Here is a 16968-nt window from a genome sequence, read left to right as displayed (position 1 = left end):
CGTACAGGAAGCTTAAATCAAGAAAGTATATCATCTTAAAAACGATCAGATGAAACGAATTTATATATTACTATCAGGACTGTTCCTAAGCAGTTTTTTGAGCGGTTGTTCGATGTTCGGACTGGATCTCCAGGAGGATTATCCGTACGAGAAATCCGTTCTTGATCCTCATATTGATAAAACTGCCCGCCAGTATCTGGAAGAGAGAGGCAAAAATCCCCTTGTCGCCAATGATACCATTTTCAAGTGGATGCAGTTGGGGCTCGAATACGCCGAGATGGATCTTACCGAGTATGAACAAAGCGGAAGATCCTTTATTCTGTTGAGCAATAATGCGATACGAGTCAGAAATGCGACAACGGGAGTTATTACGGCTGGTATGTGGTTTGACTTTCCGGTGATTGAGAAAAACGCCGACGGAAGCATACGGTTTGCTACCGATGGCGTGACGCCGGTAAGCCGGCCTGCTAATAAGTGGAGCGACTACAGCAAGGAAACTGTGCGGAACTATTTCCTCTACCTGATCTTTCAGGGGGAATTTGGATTTTCAAATGCCCTTTTGGAAAATACAAGCTTTCAAACCCTGTTGCCGGCAGGATCTGTCGCCACAAAGGAATCCCGGTTAGGATATGCGGTGGCTGCCACTAGTCCGAATCTGAACCCCAGTGGTGCCAGGGTCTTTACGTACAATTATGAGGCAGGGGGAAATGGTTTTGATCCGGAAGGCAAGATTAACATGAAAATTCTGAATAGCGACTATTCGCCCTTACAGGTCAATGATCAAACGAATGTTTCTACAGCCGGAATTATCGCCTTGAATGGTACTGTTCATGTATGTTCTGCAACCGTGTACCCCTGGAGATATTAACCAGAAAGTGTCAAAGTTCATCAGTTAATAGTATGCCATCGCCCGCACCGGCGATGGTATATGAAGTCATATTTCAAATACATGTTTAAATTAATTATTCCGGTTTCTCTTTCGTTGGTACTGGGTTACTCACAGCTGTTCGGTCAAACAGGAGTACCATCTCCGATGACTATCGATGATAAGGTCAATGAATTGATCTCAAAAATGACACTCGAAGAAAAGGTTGGTCAATTGAATCAATATACGGGTGACCGGCTGGCAACCGGTCCGGTTACCGTAAACAGCACAAAATATGAGGATATAAAATCTGGCAGGGTTGGTTCTATGCTCAATGTCAGGGGAGCGAAGGATACCCGCGATGTACAGGCTCTTGCTATGCAATCGCGCCTTAAAATCCCTCTGTTATTTGGCCTTGACGTTGTTCATGGTTACAGAGTGACCTTCCCTATACCACTGGCTGAGGCGGCAAGCTGGGATATTCCGGCAATTGAGGGAGCAGCGAGAACTGCTGCTGAAGAAGCCTCGGCTGCGGGAATTCATTGGACGTTCGCACCCATGATTGATATCTCCAGGGATCCAAGGTGGGGCAGGGTGATGGAAGGAGCGGGCGAGGATCCTTATCTGGGCTCAGTTATTTCAAGTGCCCGGGTAAAGGGCTTTCAGGGAAAGGGACTGGGAACATTGGATGCGATTATGGCTTGTGCTAAACACTTCGCCGCTTACGGTGCTGCGTTGGCGGGAAGGGACTATAATTCGGTAGATATGAGTGAGCGCATGCTTTATGAGGTATACCTTCCGCCGTTCAAGGCTGCGCTGGATGCAGGAGTAGCGACATTTATGAATGCTTTTAATGATTTGAACGGTGTTCCGGCTACCGGAAGTAGTTATCTGCAGCGGGATATATTGAAAGGCTCCTGGAAATTTCCGGGATTTATTGTAAGCGATTGGGGATCCATTAAGGAGATGGTTCCACATGGCTATGCTCAAGACAATCGCGAAGCGGCACGTATGGCGATGCTGGCTGGTAGTGATATGGATATGGAAAGTCATAGCTACCTCCCTCATTTAACGGACCTGGTGAGAAAAGGGGAGGTGAGTGTGAGTCTTATTGATGATGCAGTACGTCGGATCCTGACGAAAAAGTTCGAGATGGGATTATTCGATGATCCCTACCGGTTCAGCAATGAGGCGCGCGAAAAAAAGGTTTTAAACTCCGCTAAAAACAAAGAAGCTGCGAGAAAGATGGCGGAGAAGAGTATCGTCCTTCTGAAGAATGAACGCCAGATACTGCCGCTCTCAAAAAACACCAAAAAAATCGCCGTGATAGGTCCTTTGGGCAAGTCTAAAGAAGACATGAAAGGTTTCTGGTCAGTCAAGTGGGATAATGATGATCTGGTTTCTCTTTATGAAGGTTTGCAGAAGAAGGTAGGATCCAGGTCAAAGATTGAATATGCGAAGGGCTGCGCGATCGGAGACACCTCGCGCGCCGGCTTTGCAGAAGCGATAGAGACGGCCAAACGTTCAGATGTAGTGATAATGGCGGTTGGAGAGACATTTGATATGAGTGGCGAAGGAAACAGCCGGGCGAATATAAACTTGCCGGGTGTTCAGGAGGAGCTGATTAAGGCGGTCCAGGCTACCGGAAAGCCGGTGGTGGTTCTGATTATGGCCGGGCGTCCGCTCATCTTTAACTGGACTTCCGATCATGTACCTGCTATTATGTATACCTGGTGGTTGGGCAGTGAGGCTGGTCATGCGATGGCGAATGTCCTGTTTGGCGACTATAACCCTGCAGGCAAGCTGCCTATGACTTTTCCGAGATCAGAAGGCCAGATTCCTTTGTTTTATAGTTACAAGAATACGGGGAGACCTCCGCTGAACGAGAACGACCGGAAGTACAGATCGATATATCTTGATTTGCCCAATACCCCCCGATATGCTTTCGGTTACGGACTGAGCTATACGCAATTTGCCCTGACAAACCTGGAATTAAATAAGACCAGCATGAATGCTTCGGACTCTATCCTGGTAAGCTGTACGATTAAAAATACTGGTAAATACGCAGGTGAGGAGGTTGTGCAACTTTATCTTCAGGATATGTTTGCCAGCGTAACCCGCCCTCTGAAAGAGCTTAAGGATTTTAGGAAAGTGATGCTTCAGCCAGGAGAAAGTAAAAAGCTTCAATTCGTTGTCAATAAAAGTAAACTGGCTTTTTATGATCAACAAATGAACTGGACTGCTGAGCCGGGTGAGTTTAACCTGATGCTGGGGACGCGTTCAGATAAAATATCGCTTGAGAGGAAGTTTCAATTAATAAACTGATGATGGTAAAAAAAAGAGTTTTATTTGCCGGCCTGTTCTTCCTGGTGACTACAGTCCGGGCACAGTACGTAAGTCTGAATACATCAGAATTAAATGCCTTAAGAAAGCTTGTTAAGACTGATGAACAGGTCTCGCAGTTTTATAAACGAATAGAAACGAAGGCGGATGAGTCATTGAAAGACCAGCCTGCCCCCATAGCGCTTATCACTTCCCAAGGCTTGCTGATGGGAGACCCGAATAAGATGGCCAGTCTCCAGGCCTTGCAGGATGTAGATAAGATCTTCTGCTTAGCCCTTAGGGCCAGTATAGGGGGAGAAGCGCGTTATCTAAAGAAATGCCTTTCGTTTTTGCTGGCCTGGGCGAACGCCAATCAACCTGACGGAAACCCCATTAATGAGACCAAGCTTGAGGATATGGTCTTTGCATATGATCTGATTCGTTCAAAGATATCTTCTAAAGACAGAATACAAATTGATAACTGGTTGTCGCGTATGCGGGAGAAGGAGATTCAGCATGAGTCAGGGCGAAATGGGAAAGGTACTTCTGTCAATAACTGGAACACTCATCGGGTAAAGATGATGATCATGATCAACTATACGCTCCAGGACGGCAAGTATGATCAGCATGTGGAAGAGCAGCTTGTGAAACAAATCGGTCATAATTTGAATGCGGACGGTTCTACTTACGACTTCCATGAAAGGGATGCGCTGAACTACCATATTTTCAGTATCGAACCTTTCCTGAAAGCAATAACGGTGATGAAAAGAGCTACCGGTAAAGACTATTTTCAGGTGACTTCCTCATCAGGAGGTTCAATAAAAAAAGGTGTTGACTTCCTCGTGCCTTACATGGAAGGCGTCAAAACCCATAAAGAGTTCTTAAACAGCAAAGTTGAGTTTGACAGAAAACGAGCCAGCAACAACGAGAAGGGTTTTCAAATTAATGATTTTATACCGGCCAGAGGGATTCCGGCTTTGAGCCCCGCAGTATATTTTGATCGGTCATACCTTGATGTGATTGATAAGGCAAAGACGGGTACAGACGCTTATTTCGATTGGCAGATTCTGCTGGCCAGGCTGCGCCAGCAGAAGGGGAGTTAAACACTTCGGTACTATTTAGAGATATGAAAAGAACTTATAAAAAGGATAAGCAACACCATTTCAGGCCACTGTTTTACATCCTGCTATTGGTGATGGTTTTTCAATCACCCGATTCAAGCGGGCAGGAAGGAAGGCTGAAAGTCGGGATTAACAGCGGCTGGCAATTCAGCAAAAATACCGAAGGCACTTCCGTTTCATGGGAGAATGTCAGCCTGCCTCATACCTGGAATGATCGTGACGTGAATGATGATGAGCCGGGATATTACCGGGCGGTGTGTGTCTACCGTAGGGAATTGAAAGTGGATAAGGCGTGGAAGAAAAAGAATGTGTTTCTTTTCTTCGAAGGAGCAAATCAGATAGCAGATGTATGGGTAAACGGTAAGAAAGCGGGATCCCACACGGGCGGTTATACGGGCTTTTCGGTCCGGATAGATCAACTGGTGAGCTTCGAAGAGGGTGCCCGTAATGAGATTCTCGTCCGCGTTGACAACCGGCATAATGAAGATATCCCCCCTTTGTCGGCCGACTTTACCTTCTTCGGTGGAATTTACCGTGATGTATTTTTAATAGCGACCGACCAGATACACTTCAGCCTTGACCACGGTTCGAAAGGAATTTATGTAAGCACGCCGCGGGTTTCTGAAAATGAAGCCTCTCTTCATATTAGAAGTGACCTTGAAAATACATCTGAAAAGGATCAGCGCATCCGGGTGCGAACTACGTTAAGAGATCCGAACGGTAGGATAGTAGGAGAAAAAACGTCATTGGTGGTACTGAAGAAAGGACGACAAACACCTCTGCAACAGCATCTGTCCAGTATTCACCAACCGAAACTTTGGAGTCCTGAAAGCCCGGTGCTGTATCACGTACTGGTGCAGGTTCTGGATGTCCGATCAGACGTTATTCTCGATGAGGTGTCGGGCCCTGTAGGTTTCAGGTGGTTCCGGTTCGATGCGCAGAGCGGTTTTCATCTAAACGGAAAGCCTTATAAATTAATAGGGGCCAGCAGGCATCAGGATTTCAAAGGATTAGGTAATGCATTGCCGGATAGCTATGCTATAGAAGATGTCAGGCTACTTAAGGCGATGGGTGGGAACTTTCTGCGGGTTGCCCACTATCCTCAGGACCCGGCGGTGCTGGAGGCCTGTGACCGGCTTGGGCTACTCGCATCGGTTGAGATTCCCGTTGTTAATGCGATTACCGAGACGGAGGAATTCTACCAGAATTGCAAGTCCATGCAGGTGGAGATGATCAGGCAGAACTTTAACCATCCGAGTGTGATCATCTGGGCATACATGAACGAGGTTCTGTTGAGGATGAAGTTTGTGGGAGAACCGGATAGGCAGAAGATTTATTTGGCTAATGTAGCCAGGTTGGCGAAAGAGCTCGAAGTTTTAACCCGTAAGGAGGATCCGTCCAGATATACCATGCTGGCTCATCATGGTGATTTTAACCGATATAAGGATGCCGGATTAATAGACATCCCTATGATAACCGGATGGAATTTATATCAAGGCTGGTATTCAGGCAACATTCACGGGTTTGCATCTTTTATGGATAAATTCCATCAGGAGTTCCCGGACAAGCCGGTGGTCGTCACCGAATACGGAGCAGATGCGGATCCCCGCGTTCGCTCGCAAACCCCTGAGCGCTTTGATAAAAGCATAGAATACTCGCTGGATTACCATGAGGTTTATCTTAAAGCTATAATGGACAGGCCTTTTATAGCGGCCGGCATGGCGTGGAACCTGGCGGATTTTAATTCGGAGACAAGGGAGGAAACGATGCCCCATATCAATAACAAAGGCCTGTTGACCATCGACAGAAAGCTGAAAGACCTTTATCGTTTTTATCAGTCTAAACTCCTGTCCCGTCCGTTTATTCAAATTTCTGACTGGGATCGCAGGAGTGGTTATGCTGATCCGGGACAGCTATTTTGCATGCAATCAGTGGACGTTTTCTCGAATGGGGAGTCCGTTGAGCTATTTTTAAATGGAAAGTCGCTGGGAACGAAGCATCGGTCCGACAAACGCTTCAGCTGGCAGGTTCCGTTTATTTCAGGAACCCATAGCATTGAAGCGGTCATGGCTTCCGCGGGGCGAGAGTATCGTGATGTGCGGCATGTGGAGTTTCGTCTGATACCGCGAGAGTGGAACAACGAGGTGCCTTTCGGGCAAGTCAATATGCTGTTGGGATCAAAGCGGATCTACAGTGAGGTACAGACTGGCCTGGTATGGCTACCCGATCAGCCCTATAAAGCGGGCGGCCGGGGCCATATAGGAGGAACGGCTTTCCAATTGGCATCGAAAGCCAGGCAAGGTTATGGCACAGACCGTAATATACGGGGAACGGAGGATGATCCTATTTATCAGACTCAACAAGTGGGCATTCAAAAGTATAAAATGGATGTTCAGGACGGGCACTATGAACTGGTACTGCATTTTGCCGAATTGACGAGCGATGAGAAAAAAGAGGCCTTGGTTTATAATCTTGGTCAAGCGGAACATCAGCAGGCAGCTCAGGAGCGCATGTTTGATGTATCGGTAAATAGTCTGCTTGTTTTTCGGGATGTCAACGTGGCCGGGAGTTACGGGGCGTTCACTGCTCATTCAGAAAGAATCAGTGTTGATGTAGTTGGCGGAAAAGGAATAGAAATAGGCTTTCATCCAAAACGTGGCGAGCCCATATTAAATGCAATACAAGTAATAAAGAAGTATTAAAACGTTTCGTTCTTCTCAGCAAAGAGAGGGCTCAATTAATATAAAATATATGAAGAGGTACATTGTTTTGCTGTTGGTCTCCATGCTCTGGGGGCAATCTTTTGCTCAGCAAAAGTCAAGAATCGACACCGGATGGGAATTCTTAAAGCAAGATTTAGGTGGCATCTGGGAAGCTGTGCGGGTGGCAGCAAAAGGCAGCTCAGAAAGCGTTCCGATCTGGGAAGAGGTGACGTTGCCTCATTGTTTTAACGCACAGGATGCGGTGGATCCGGACGTGAATTATTACCAGGGACCAGGATGGTACCGCACTCGTCTTAAAGTGGAGAATCCGTACAGCAGAGGGCGCATATTGCTGCATTTTGAGGGCGCGGGACAGAAGACGGATGTGTATGTGCATACCACCAAAGTGGGCTCTCATACAGGCGGGTACGACGAATGGACAGTGGATATCACTGACGCTGTTGCTGCGTTCAAGAAAACGGATATTTTCGGGGCTCAGTTCAAGGGTATGATCCCTATTGCCATCCGTTGTGACAACTCAAGGGATCTGGAGATGATCCCTTCGGACTTAAGTGATTTTAATATTTATGGGGGAATCTATCGTTATCTGAACCTTGTTTATGTTCCGGAGCTGAGCCTGGAAAAGCTATTTGTGAAGGCGGAGGTGGATAAGAGCGGAAAAGCGGGACATGTTCATGTTCGCGGAAGGTTTTATGATCCAGGACAGATCGGTAAAGCTTCGGTAACGCTTCGTCTGAAGGACTCACGAAATAAGATATTGCAAACCCTCGGAGTAAATACGGGCAACCTTTCCGGTGACCAGCTGCTGGCGGAATTTAAGATGAAGTCACCCGCGCTCTGGTCGCCGGATAAACCGGTGCTATATACGGTTGAAGCTGTTGTACACGCTGAAACAGACTACGTTCATCAGGAAAAAATAGGTTTTCGTCATTTTGAATTTTTGGAAAATGGCCCCTTTGTTTTAAACGGAAAGCGACTTCTGCTAAGGGGCACACACCGGCATGAGGACCATGCGGGTGTGGCGGCAGCGATGTCTGAGGGACAGATCAGGCAAGAGATGCTGATGATGAAGGATATGGGAGTTAATTTTATCCGGCTTGGTCATTATCAGCAGTCGCGTATCGTACTGGATTTATGCGACAGCCTGGGGATCCTGGTATGGGAAGAAATTCCCTGGTGCAGAGGCGGATTAGGCGGTGACATATACAAAGATCAGGCACGACGAATGTTGACCAATATGATTGAACAACATTATAACCATCCTTCGGTGATTATCTGGGGCCTGGGCAACGAGAACGATTGGCCGGGGGATTTTCCGGAGTTTGACCAGGACAAGATCCGAGCTTTCATGACCGAGCTGAATGACTTGTCGCATACACTCGATCCGTCAAGAAAGACGGCTATCCGAAGATGTGATTTCTGCAGGGATATAGTAGATGTTTACTCTCCGTCTATATGGGCAGGCTGGTATCGGGGAGTGTATACGGACTACAAGAAGGTCTCTGAAGAAGAGAATAGACGCGTAAAGCATTTCTTGCATGTGGAGTGGGGGGGAGATAGTCACGCACGGCGGCATTCTGAAAACCCTGATAACGCTCTTCAAAAGATCGAGCGAAATCAGGGAGCAGACGAAAGGTTGGGAGATGCATCTTTATATGGGGGTGCTTCGCGGGTATCGAAAGACGGCGACTGGAGCGAATCATATATCTGTAACCTGATCGACTGGCATCTGAAAGAACAGGAAACGATGCCGTGGTTAAGTGGAACCGCATACTGGCCTTTTAAGGATTTTTCAACGCCTGTACGACCAGAAAATCCGGTTCCTTACATGAATCAGAAGGGTGTGGTCGAGCGTGACTTCACCAAAAAGGAGTCGTTCTATGTTTTTCAGTCTTATTGGACAGAAAAACCAATGGTCCATATCTATGGTCATTCATGGCCGGTCAGATGGGGAGAGGCGGGAGAAGAAAAAATGGTTAAGGTATTTTCAAACTGTGAACGTGCAGAGATCTTCCTCAATGGCAAGAGCTATGGAATAAAGAGCCGAAACAGTGCTGACTTTCCTGCGGCAGGCCTACGTTGGAATCTGGTGTTCGAAAGCGGAAAGAACACGCTGGAAGTCAGGGCATGGAAAGGCAAGACAATTGTGAGAGATACCGTTCACTTCGATTATGAAACCCGGTCATGGGGGAAAGCAGCGAGGCTTGTATTGTCTAAAACCGCCTCGGAGAATGGCATATCAACTGTAGAAGCAAGGTTATATGACGCCCGGGGAGTGCAATGTTTGGATTCATCGCAGCTGGTAACCTTTTCGCTTTCAGGAGACGGCAAACTAATTGACGACAGAGGTACGTCTGTCGGATCAAGAAAAGTTCAGTTATATAATGGCCGGGCAATTATCCGTATAGAGGAACGGGGAGGAAGCAGTGTGGCTGCTGTGAGCACACCGGGAATTGAAACAGTTTTTATCAACTTATAAGCTATACCAATTATGCGTTATTTTTTAGGATTACTATTTCTTTTTGTTCAGAGTCTGCCTTCTATGGCACAAAAGCGGCCAAATGTTGGCGAGGAGATTAAATTTGCCCAGGTACAGGCAGAGCAAATGCTGCTGGAAATAAAGGGGATTACAGGCAGTCCGGAGAAAGTATCTCCGAGGACCATTGAAAATGGAAAGCTCAAGATGGTTATATCAAGAGACTGGACGAGTGGATTTTTCCCGGGTGTGTTATGGTATTTGTACGACTATACGCAAGATCCGAAATGGCTAAAGGAGGCACAGTCCTTTACAGCCAAATTAGAAAAGGAACAGTTCAATACAGGTACTCATGATCTGGGATTTATGATATACTGTAGTTTCGGAAATGGTTACAGACTTACCAAGGATGAAGCCTATAAAGATGTGATTATACAGGCGGCGAAATCATTGTCTACACGTTTTAATCCGACAACCGGGGTGATACGTTCTTGGGATCATAATCGTGACAAATGGGAATATCCGGTTATTATTGATAACATGATGAACCTTGAGCTTCTTTTCGAAGCGACACGCTTTACGGGAGATTCATCTTTTTATAAAATTGCGGTTAAACATGCAGATATTACACTGAAAAACCATTTCCGACCGGATTACAGCTCGTTCCATGTTGTTGATTACAGTCCTGCGGATGGAAGCGTGAGATCACGTGTTACCCATCAGGGGTATGCAGATGAGTCAGCATGGGCGCGGGGACAAGCATGGGGGCTTTATGGCTATATTATCTGTTACCGGGAAACGAAAGATCCACGATATCTGCAGCAGGCGAAAAACATTGCGGGTTTTATCTTAAATCATCCTAATCTTCCGAAAGATCTGGTTCCTTATTGGGACTATAATGATCCAGGTATCCCTAACACCAGCCGGGACGCTTCTGCAGCTGCAATAACCGCCTCGGCTCTTTATGAACTGGCAGGATATACAGACTCAACGCCTTATGTAAAAAAGGCTGACGCCATACTGAGCAGTTTGAGTAGAAGTTATAAATCGCCCCTGCGGGGAAACTCCGGGTTTATTTTACAGCACAGCACGGGGCACAGGCCAGCGAATAGTGAGATCGATGTGCCGATAAACTATGCGGATTATTATTACGTGGAGGCTTTATTAAGGAGCAAAAAAGTGAAGTAGTATATGATGTTAGATAAATATGTGTTCTGCATTGTCTGGCTGACCGGAGTTGCGGTCAGCCATGTGTTTGGTGTTGACATCGAAAAGAAGGCTGTAAGCGTTTTACGCAAGCAAGTAATGGAAGAGGCATTATGGGCGTTGCAGCAGCAGCCTGTCACGATTACGGCGGAGCAGTCTGAACGAAGTGCCGGAGGTAAGCATGATTTCTACTCAGAGGGCGACTATTGGTGGCCGGATAGTACCCATCCTGCCGCCCCTTATGTGCAAAGGGATGGACTGACCAACCCCCAGAATTTTACAGCCCACCGCAAGGCCATGATCCGCTTCAGTCAAATCATCGGAGCCCTGGCTTCAGCATACAAAATTACCGGAGACGAACGATACGTAAAGCATGCAATCATACACCTTAAAGCTTGGTTTGTAGATCCGGAAACTCTCATGAATCCTCATCTATTGTATGCGCAAGCTATTAAGGGCAGGTTTACAGGAAGAGGGATCGGTATCATTGATACTATACAGCTGATGGAAGTTGCCCAGGGGATTTTGGTGATGGAGAGCTCCAGGAATATGCCTTCATCAGTGATAGGTCCCGTGAAAAGCTGGTTTGCCAGCTACATCAAATGGCTGACTGATCACCCATATGGAAAAGATGAGATGAATGCGGAAAATAATCATGGAACCTGTTGGGTGATGCAGGTTGCATCATTTGCTAAGCTGACGGGAGATCTGGAAATGCTGGACTTCTGTCGCCAGCGATTCAAGGAGGTGCTTTTGCCGATGCAAATGGCAGCGGATGGAGGTTTTCCGCGAGAACTGAAGCGGACCAAGCCTTACGGGTATTCTCTGTTCAATCTTGACGCCATGAGCATGATCTGCCAGATCCTGTCTGACGATAAACAGGATTTATGGAGTTTCAAGCTCGCCGACGGCAGATCTATGAACAAGGGGGTGAGCTTTTTGCATCCGTTTATTGAGGATAAAGCAAAGTGGCCTTTTCAGCAAGATGTAATGTATTGGGATCAGTGGCCAGTCGCTCATCCCTCTCTTTTATTCGCCGCAAGGGCTTTCGGAAATAAGCGATACTTCGAGACCTGGAAACGACTTGACCATCAACCGGAGACAGAGGAAGTGATACGCAACCTTCCGGTCAGGCATCCGGTCATATGGTTTTAATTGCAGGAGTAAAGAGAAAAAGATTTCATGGGTGAACAGATGATGCTGACCGCTGAGTTGTAATCGTTGCTGAATAGCAGTTTTTACTTGGCAATGAGGGGTAATTTTCTTTTATTTAACGAACACAACAAAAAGATAATATGAAATTACCCATAATAGTTGTCGCCAGTCTGCTTTTATTCTTTGGAGCGGGTGCGGGAGCACAAAGCCCTGCCAGGGAAATTCCAGATTTTACATTCTTTACTGTAGACGGTAATCCTTTCTTTTCGAAACAAATACCGAAGGACCGTGCTTCTCTATTTAGCTTTTTCGACGTAACGTGTACACACTGCAAGACTACCATGAAGACACTCGGAGATCGGTATGCTGATCTTCGGAGCGTTTCAGTTTACCTGGTGACCCTCGATGGCAGAAAAGAAGCGCTCGACTTCGTGAAAAAGTACGGGCCTCAGCTCATTAATAAAAAGAACGTAACGATACTTAATGATCTGAATAAAGAATTCTTGCCCAAGTTTCAGCCTCAGCAATATCCTTCCGTTTATGTATATAACAGGTATAGACGGCTTGAACTGTACGAGAAGGACGAAAGGAAAATCCCGTATATCTTCGAAAAAATCAAAGGCCTTTAGTCGTGATTCAGAAATGCCAGAGATCATTTAAAGTGTAAATTAGCGTAAAAGTTACATCAAAAAGCCTGTATATTTGAATGCCTTGTTTTAGCGGCAATCGTATCTAATAAGTGCTGTTAAATGGATTCAATCAATATTAAACAACTAGCAGAAAAGCTAAACCTATCGACCTCTACTGTCTCGCGTGCTTTCCGTGGCCATAACGACATCAATAAGGAGACGAAAGAGAGGATACTGGCTATGGCACGGGAGTTGAACTATCAACCCAATCACCTCGCGAGTAATCTCAGGGAAAATAAAAGCAAGACCATCGCAGTTGTGGTTCCGGAGATTGCCAATAATTTCTTTTCCAGGGCGATTAATGGCATTGAAAGGATCGCCAGGGTAAAGGGGTACCATGTTTTGATATACCTGACAAATGACGATTTCGATAAAGAAGTGGAATTCCTTTCTGAGCTTCACAACGGAAGGGTTGATGGCATTATTATGTCTGTTTCGGGTGAGGCAAAAGACCACAGCTATATGCATAAAATACGAAAGAAGACTATTCCACTAGTCTTCTTTGACCGTGTGTATGATGATGTTGTTGCATCGAAAGTGCTGACAAACGACTATGAAAGTAGCTTTACGGCTACCAAACATCTTCTGGATCAAGGTTGTAAAAAGATTGTTTATTTGGTAGTGAATAAAAATCTGTCGATCGGAAAGATGAGAATGCAGGGCTACTGTGATGCTCTCGAGTCTTCAAAAGTCAAGTTTTCTGAAGATCTGGTTATTGATTGCAGCAATGAAATGTCGAGCAATATGGAGTTGCTCGACGAAGTTTTCCGAACCGTTAAGCCCGATGGGGTGTTTGCTTCAGTAGAACGACTTGCGCTCGCCAGTTACTATGTTTGTCACGAGCAGGGTATACGAATAGGCCAGGACCTGAAAGTGGTATGTTTCTCCAGTCTGGAGATCGCGTCCCTTTTAAATCCTTCGTTATCCACCATTACGCAACCCGCCTTTGATATGGGGAAGGAGGCCGCCCGTATTCTTTTCCGACGTCTTGAAGATGCCAATCCGGATGAACATGAAAATGTGGTGCTGGCCTCTGAACTCATCATCCGAAACTCCAGTCTCTAGCGAGTAAATATTAAGCGTTTCACCATCTTTTTTACGTCCGAAAGGCGCATATTCAGTGCTTACACATCCTAAAGTTTTCCACATTCGGGAACGTTCCCAGAACGAGCGCTCTTCTCTGACGATGTATCCATGCAGCCGACGCGAGTTTTATTATATTGTAACTAACTGATAAAGAGTATTATATACTGTTCCAGATATCCGAAGAATCTTTCAGACCGAATGAGCTAGCCTTGAAGCAACAATGTTAATAACTTTTGTTGGGAAAGCTTTTGTTCGGGAACGTTCCCGACTACCTTTAACCCATACAAAACGCTGGTTTTGCTAACCCTACATTCAAACTTAAATAACCCTAAAATGAAAAAACGTTACATGGAGAGAATCCTTCTGTTGCTATTCTTCGTTGCGCTGTCCGGCTGGAGCTATGCCCAGACAGGAAGTATCAGCGGAGTGGTACTGGATGAAGCTAATCAACCCCTGCCAGGGGCATCTGTTAACATTAAAAGCCTGAGCAGGGGAACGTCTACTGACGGCAACGGGCAGTTTAATCTCCCTAACCTCCCTACAGGTGAATATGCTGTAACCGTTACCTTTATCGGGTACGAAATTCTCAACAGGCAAGTCACTGTTAACGGAGCAACGCAGCTGTCGCTTAAACTTGTGCCATCAGCGCAAAATTTAAATGAAGTTGTGGTGATAGGATACGGTACCCAGGAAAAAAAGGATGTCACCGGTTCAATCTCAACCATAAGTTCAAAAGACTTTCAAAGAGGTACCATTACTTCGCCTGATCAGCTGATCGTAGGTAAAATCGCCGGGGTACAGGTTACCACCAATGGGGGACAGCCGGGTGGCGGAAGCACGATCCGGATACGCGGGGGAGCATCGCTGAATGCAAGTAATGACCCTCTAATAGTGGTAGATGGTGTGCCTTTGTCAAGCTTCAAAGACAAAGACGGCAATAATACCTTGCCTGGTGTAGGAAATCCTCTTTCATTAATCAATCCTAATGACATTGAAACCTTCACTATACTGAAGGACGCAAATGCCACCGCTATTTACGGATCGAGAGCCTCCAACGGAGTCGTATTAATTACCACTAAAAAAGGGAAAAGTGGAAAACCCGCTTTGAGCTTTAGTACTCAGAACTCGGTTGCTACGGTTGCAAGACAATTGGATGTTCTGTCTGCCGATGAGATCCGCGATTTCGTTAATGCGAACGGATCAGCGTCGCAGATTGCGATGTTGGGATCGGCAAACACGAACTGGCAGGATGAAATCTATCAGAAGGCTTTCACTACCGACAACAATCTCAGCATCGCTGGTGCGTACAAGAATATGCCTTATCGCGTATCTCTGGGATACCTGAATCAGGACGGAACGCTGATTACGGACAACCTTAAACGTACTTCAGGAGCTGTTAGTTTGACACCTAAGTTGTTTGACGATCACCTGAAGATTGACCTGAACCTGAAAGGATCAATGACGAAGTCACGTTTTGCTTTTCAGGACGGGATAGCTAATGCTATTCAATTTGACCCAACGCAGCCTGTTCGTACAGAAAACAAATACGGCAATTATTTTGAGTGGCTACAGGCTTCCGGAGTTCCGAATCCCAATGCGCCAAGGAACCCCGTAGGACTGATTAAATTAAAAGACGATCAGGGCGAAACAGCCCGTAGTTTCGGTAACTTGCAGTTCGACTATTCATTCCACTTCCTGCCTGAGCTGCACGCCAACCTGAATTTGGGGTATGATGTATCCCAGGGTAAGGGCTCCACCTATATTCCTGATTTTGCCGCGCAGAGTGCATCTACAAGTGGATATTTCAAGGAGTACAAATCTGATATCTCCAATAAGGTGGTTGAGTTCTATCTGAACTACGCCAAAGATATCCCTTCCCTGAAAAGTAACATTAACGCAACGGCAGGATATGGGTTTTACGCCAATAGAACCAAAGTATACAATTTTAACGCCTATCAGGGCGACCGTACCACGGTTACTTCTACGCCGGTTTATCCTTTTGACCAGCCTGAAAACAGACTATTGTCTTATTATGGTCGCGTAATCTACACGTTTAACGAGAAATATATTCTGGCAGGTACAGTGCGTACGGATGGTTCTTCACGCTTTAGCGAAGATAACCGCTGGGGTGTTTTCCCTTCTGCTGCTTTTACCTGGAGAATCAACGAGGAAAACTTTTTGCAGTCAGTTCCAGCACTTTCGGACCTGAAACTGAGATTAAGTTATGGTGTAACCGGACAACAGGAGGGTATAGCCAATTACTCTTACCTGCCAAATTATGCGACCAGCAGCAACGAATCCATGTATGAATTCGGTGGCCAGTTTTATTATATGAACGCTCCGGTAGCGTATGACGAAAACGTGAAGTGGGAAACGACCGAAACATACAACGCAGGTTTAGACTACGGGTTCTTGAACGGTCGCATCAATGGAAGTATCGATGTTTACAAAAAGAAAACGAAAGATCTGTTAAGCGTTATCCCTATTCCTATTGGTTCGAACTTCAGCAATCAGCTGCTAACCAACGTAGGTAACATGGAAGCAACAGGTTTTGAGTTCTCTTTGAATGGCAAGCCTGTACTGAAGGATGATTTTTCATGGGACCTCGGATTTAACCTCACTTATAACAGATTGAAGGTCACCAATCTTACGGCATCATTTGACCCCAACTACCGGGTGCTTACAGGAGGCATTAAGGGGTCTACCGGAAACTTCGTTCAGGCACATACGTTAAACCGCGCGCCTTACGCATTCAATGTATTTAAGCAGGTTTACGATGCTGAGGGAAAGCCACTGCAGGGCGTTTATGCTGACCTGAACGGCGACGGGGCCATCACCGAAAATGACAGGTATTTCTACAAGTCTCCTGCTCCGAAATTTATCCTCGGCTTCTCGACAGGAGTTAACTATAAGAAATGGACATTGAACACCGTTATGCGTGCTAGTTTAGGTAATTACCTTTACGACAACGTATCATCGAACTTCTCTACCAGGTCTGCCTTATTGAACGCAGGTGCAGGTATCTTAAACAATGTCACCAGAGACTTTTACCATTCAGGCTTTACCACTGCTCAATACCAGAGTGATTACTTCGTAAAGAATGCTTCATTTCTGAAAATGGATAACGTTGGGCTAAGCTATAACGCAGGTAATATCCTTAATAATCGCACAACCGGCAACCTGACCGTTTCGGCTAACGTTCAAAACGTGTTTACGGTGACCAATTATAAAGGAATTGATCCAGAGGTGCAGAATGGTATTGACTATCAGCTGTATCCAAGACCAAGAACATTTGTATTGGGTCTAAACATTGGCTTTTAATTTT

At 45.9% G+C, this 16968-nt stretch carries 10 protein-coding genes; all 10 read left to right on the top strand.

Annotated elements, in window-relative coordinates; genetic code table 11:
• Positions 1 to 49 precede the first annotated feature (49 nt).
• The 10 genes from ACKI5J_RS15095 to ACKI5J_RS15050 all read left to right on the top strand — a co-directional run bounded on the left by ACKI5J_RS15095 (position 50) and on the right by ACKI5J_RS15050 (position 16964).
• A complete protein-coding gene (locus tag ACKI5J_RS15095; protein WP_407430314.1) occupies positions 50 to 868 on the top strand; it encodes a hypothetical protein in 819 nt (272 codons plus the stop codon).
• Between the two features lie 81 nt (positions 869 to 949).
• Complete coding sequence (gene bglX / locus ACKI5J_RS15090) at positions 950 to 3190, top strand: beta-glucosidase BglX (protein WP_407430313.1); 2241 nt, start codon at positions 950 to 952, stop codon at positions 3188 to 3190.
• Positions 3190 to 4290: an alginate lyase family protein gene (locus tag ACKI5J_RS15085; RefSeq protein ID WP_407430312.1), complete on the top strand. Its 1101-nt coding sequence runs from the start codon at positions 3190 to 3192 to the stop codon at positions 4288 to 4290. Before bglX ends, ACKI5J_RS15085 begins: the two co-directional genes overlap by 1 nt.
• A 23-nt stretch (positions 4291 to 4313) precedes the next feature.
• Entirely contained in the window at positions 4314 to 7010 is a 2697-nt protein-coding gene (locus ACKI5J_RS15080) for a glycoside hydrolase family 2 TIM barrel-domain containing protein (protein ID WP_407430311.1), read from the top strand.
• 49 nt (positions 7011 to 7059) lie between these two features.
• Positions 7060 to 9510 (top strand): glycoside hydrolase family 2 TIM barrel-domain containing protein, encoded by a 2451-nt coding sequence (locus ACKI5J_RS15075; protein WP_407430310.1) that lies wholly within the window; start codon positions 7060 to 7062, stop codon positions 9508 to 9510.
• Between the two features lie 12 nt (positions 9511 to 9522).
• The gene (locus tag ACKI5J_RS15070) at positions 9523 to 10695 is read left to right on the top strand and encodes a glycoside hydrolase family 88 protein (protein WP_407430309.1); all 1173 of its coding nucleotides are present in this window, start codon (positions 9523 to 9525) and stop codon (positions 10693 to 10695) included.
• Between the two features lie 3 nt (positions 10696 to 10698).
• Positions 10699 to 11868: an alginate lyase family protein gene (locus ACKI5J_RS15065; protein ID WP_407430308.1), complete on the top strand. Its 1170-nt coding sequence runs from the start codon at positions 10699 to 10701 to the stop codon at positions 11866 to 11868.
• A gap of 140 nt (positions 11869 to 12008) precedes the next feature.
• The gene (locus ACKI5J_RS15060; protein WP_407430307.1) at positions 12009 to 12497 is read left to right on the top strand and encodes a peroxiredoxin family protein; all 489 of its coding nucleotides are present in this window, start codon (positions 12009 to 12011) and stop codon (positions 12495 to 12497) included.
• 120 nt (positions 12498 to 12617) lie between these two features.
• Positions 12618 to 13622 carry a LacI family DNA-binding transcriptional regulator gene (locus tag ACKI5J_RS15055; protein ID WP_407430306.1) on the top strand — a complete coding sequence of 335 codons (1005 nt, stop codon included), beginning with the start codon at positions 12618 to 12620 and terminating at the stop codon, positions 13620 to 13622.
• A 354-nt stretch (positions 13623 to 13976) separates the two neighbouring features.
• On the top strand, positions 13977 to 16964 hold the full coding sequence (locus ACKI5J_RS15050; RefSeq protein WP_407430305.1) for a SusC/RagA family TonB-linked outer membrane protein: 2988 nt from the start codon (positions 13977 to 13979) through the stop codon (positions 16962 to 16964).
• Positions 16965 to 16968 lie beyond the last annotated feature (4 nt).

Origin of the sequence: Arcticibacter sp. (genome assembly GCF_045629565.1) — a bacterium.
Lineage (GTDB): Bacteria > Bacteroidota > Bacteroidia > Sphingobacteriales > Sphingobacteriaceae > Arcticibacter.
The sequence above is the reverse complement of the archived record's forward strand: the minus strand, read 5'-3'. Positions and strand labels throughout refer to the sequence as shown.

What these genes read in the sequence shown, in the direction of transcription:
- ACKI5J_RS15095 (WP_407430314.1), top strand. Translation starts at nt 50, where the DNA reads ATGAAACGAATTTATATATTACTATCAGGACTGTTCCTAAGCAGTTTT.
- bglX (WP_407430313.1), top strand. Translation starts at nt 950, where the DNA reads ATGTTTAAATTAATTATTCCGGTTTCTCTTTCGTTGGTACTGGGTTAC.
- ACKI5J_RS15085 (WP_407430312.1), top strand. Translation starts at nt 3,190, where the DNA reads ATGATGGTAAAAAAAAGAGTTTTATTTGCCGGCCTGTTCTTCCTGGTG.
- ACKI5J_RS15080 (WP_407430311.1), top strand. Translation starts at nt 4,314, where the DNA reads ATGAAAAGAACTTATAAAAAGGATAAGCAACACCATTTCAGGCCACTG.
- ACKI5J_RS15075 (WP_407430310.1), top strand. Translation starts at nt 7,060, where the DNA reads ATGAAGAGGTACATTGTTTTGCTGTTGGTCTCCATGCTCTGGGGGCAA.
- ACKI5J_RS15070 (WP_407430309.1), top strand. Translation starts at nt 9,523, where the DNA reads ATGCGTTATTTTTTAGGATTACTATTTCTTTTTGTTCAGAGTCTGCCT.
- ACKI5J_RS15065 (WP_407430308.1), top strand. Translation starts at nt 10,699, where the DNA reads ATGATGTTAGATAAATATGTGTTCTGCATTGTCTGGCTGACCGGAGTT.
- ACKI5J_RS15060 (WP_407430307.1), top strand. Translation starts at nt 12,009, where the DNA reads ATGAAATTACCCATAATAGTTGTCGCCAGTCTGCTTTTATTCTTTGGA.
- ACKI5J_RS15055 (WP_407430306.1), top strand. Translation starts at nt 12,618, where the DNA reads ATGGATTCAATCAATATTAAACAACTAGCAGAAAAGCTAAACCTATCG.
- ACKI5J_RS15050 (WP_407430305.1), top strand. Translation starts at nt 13,977, where the DNA reads ATGAAAAAACGTTACATGGAGAGAATCCTTCTGTTGCTATTCTTCGTT.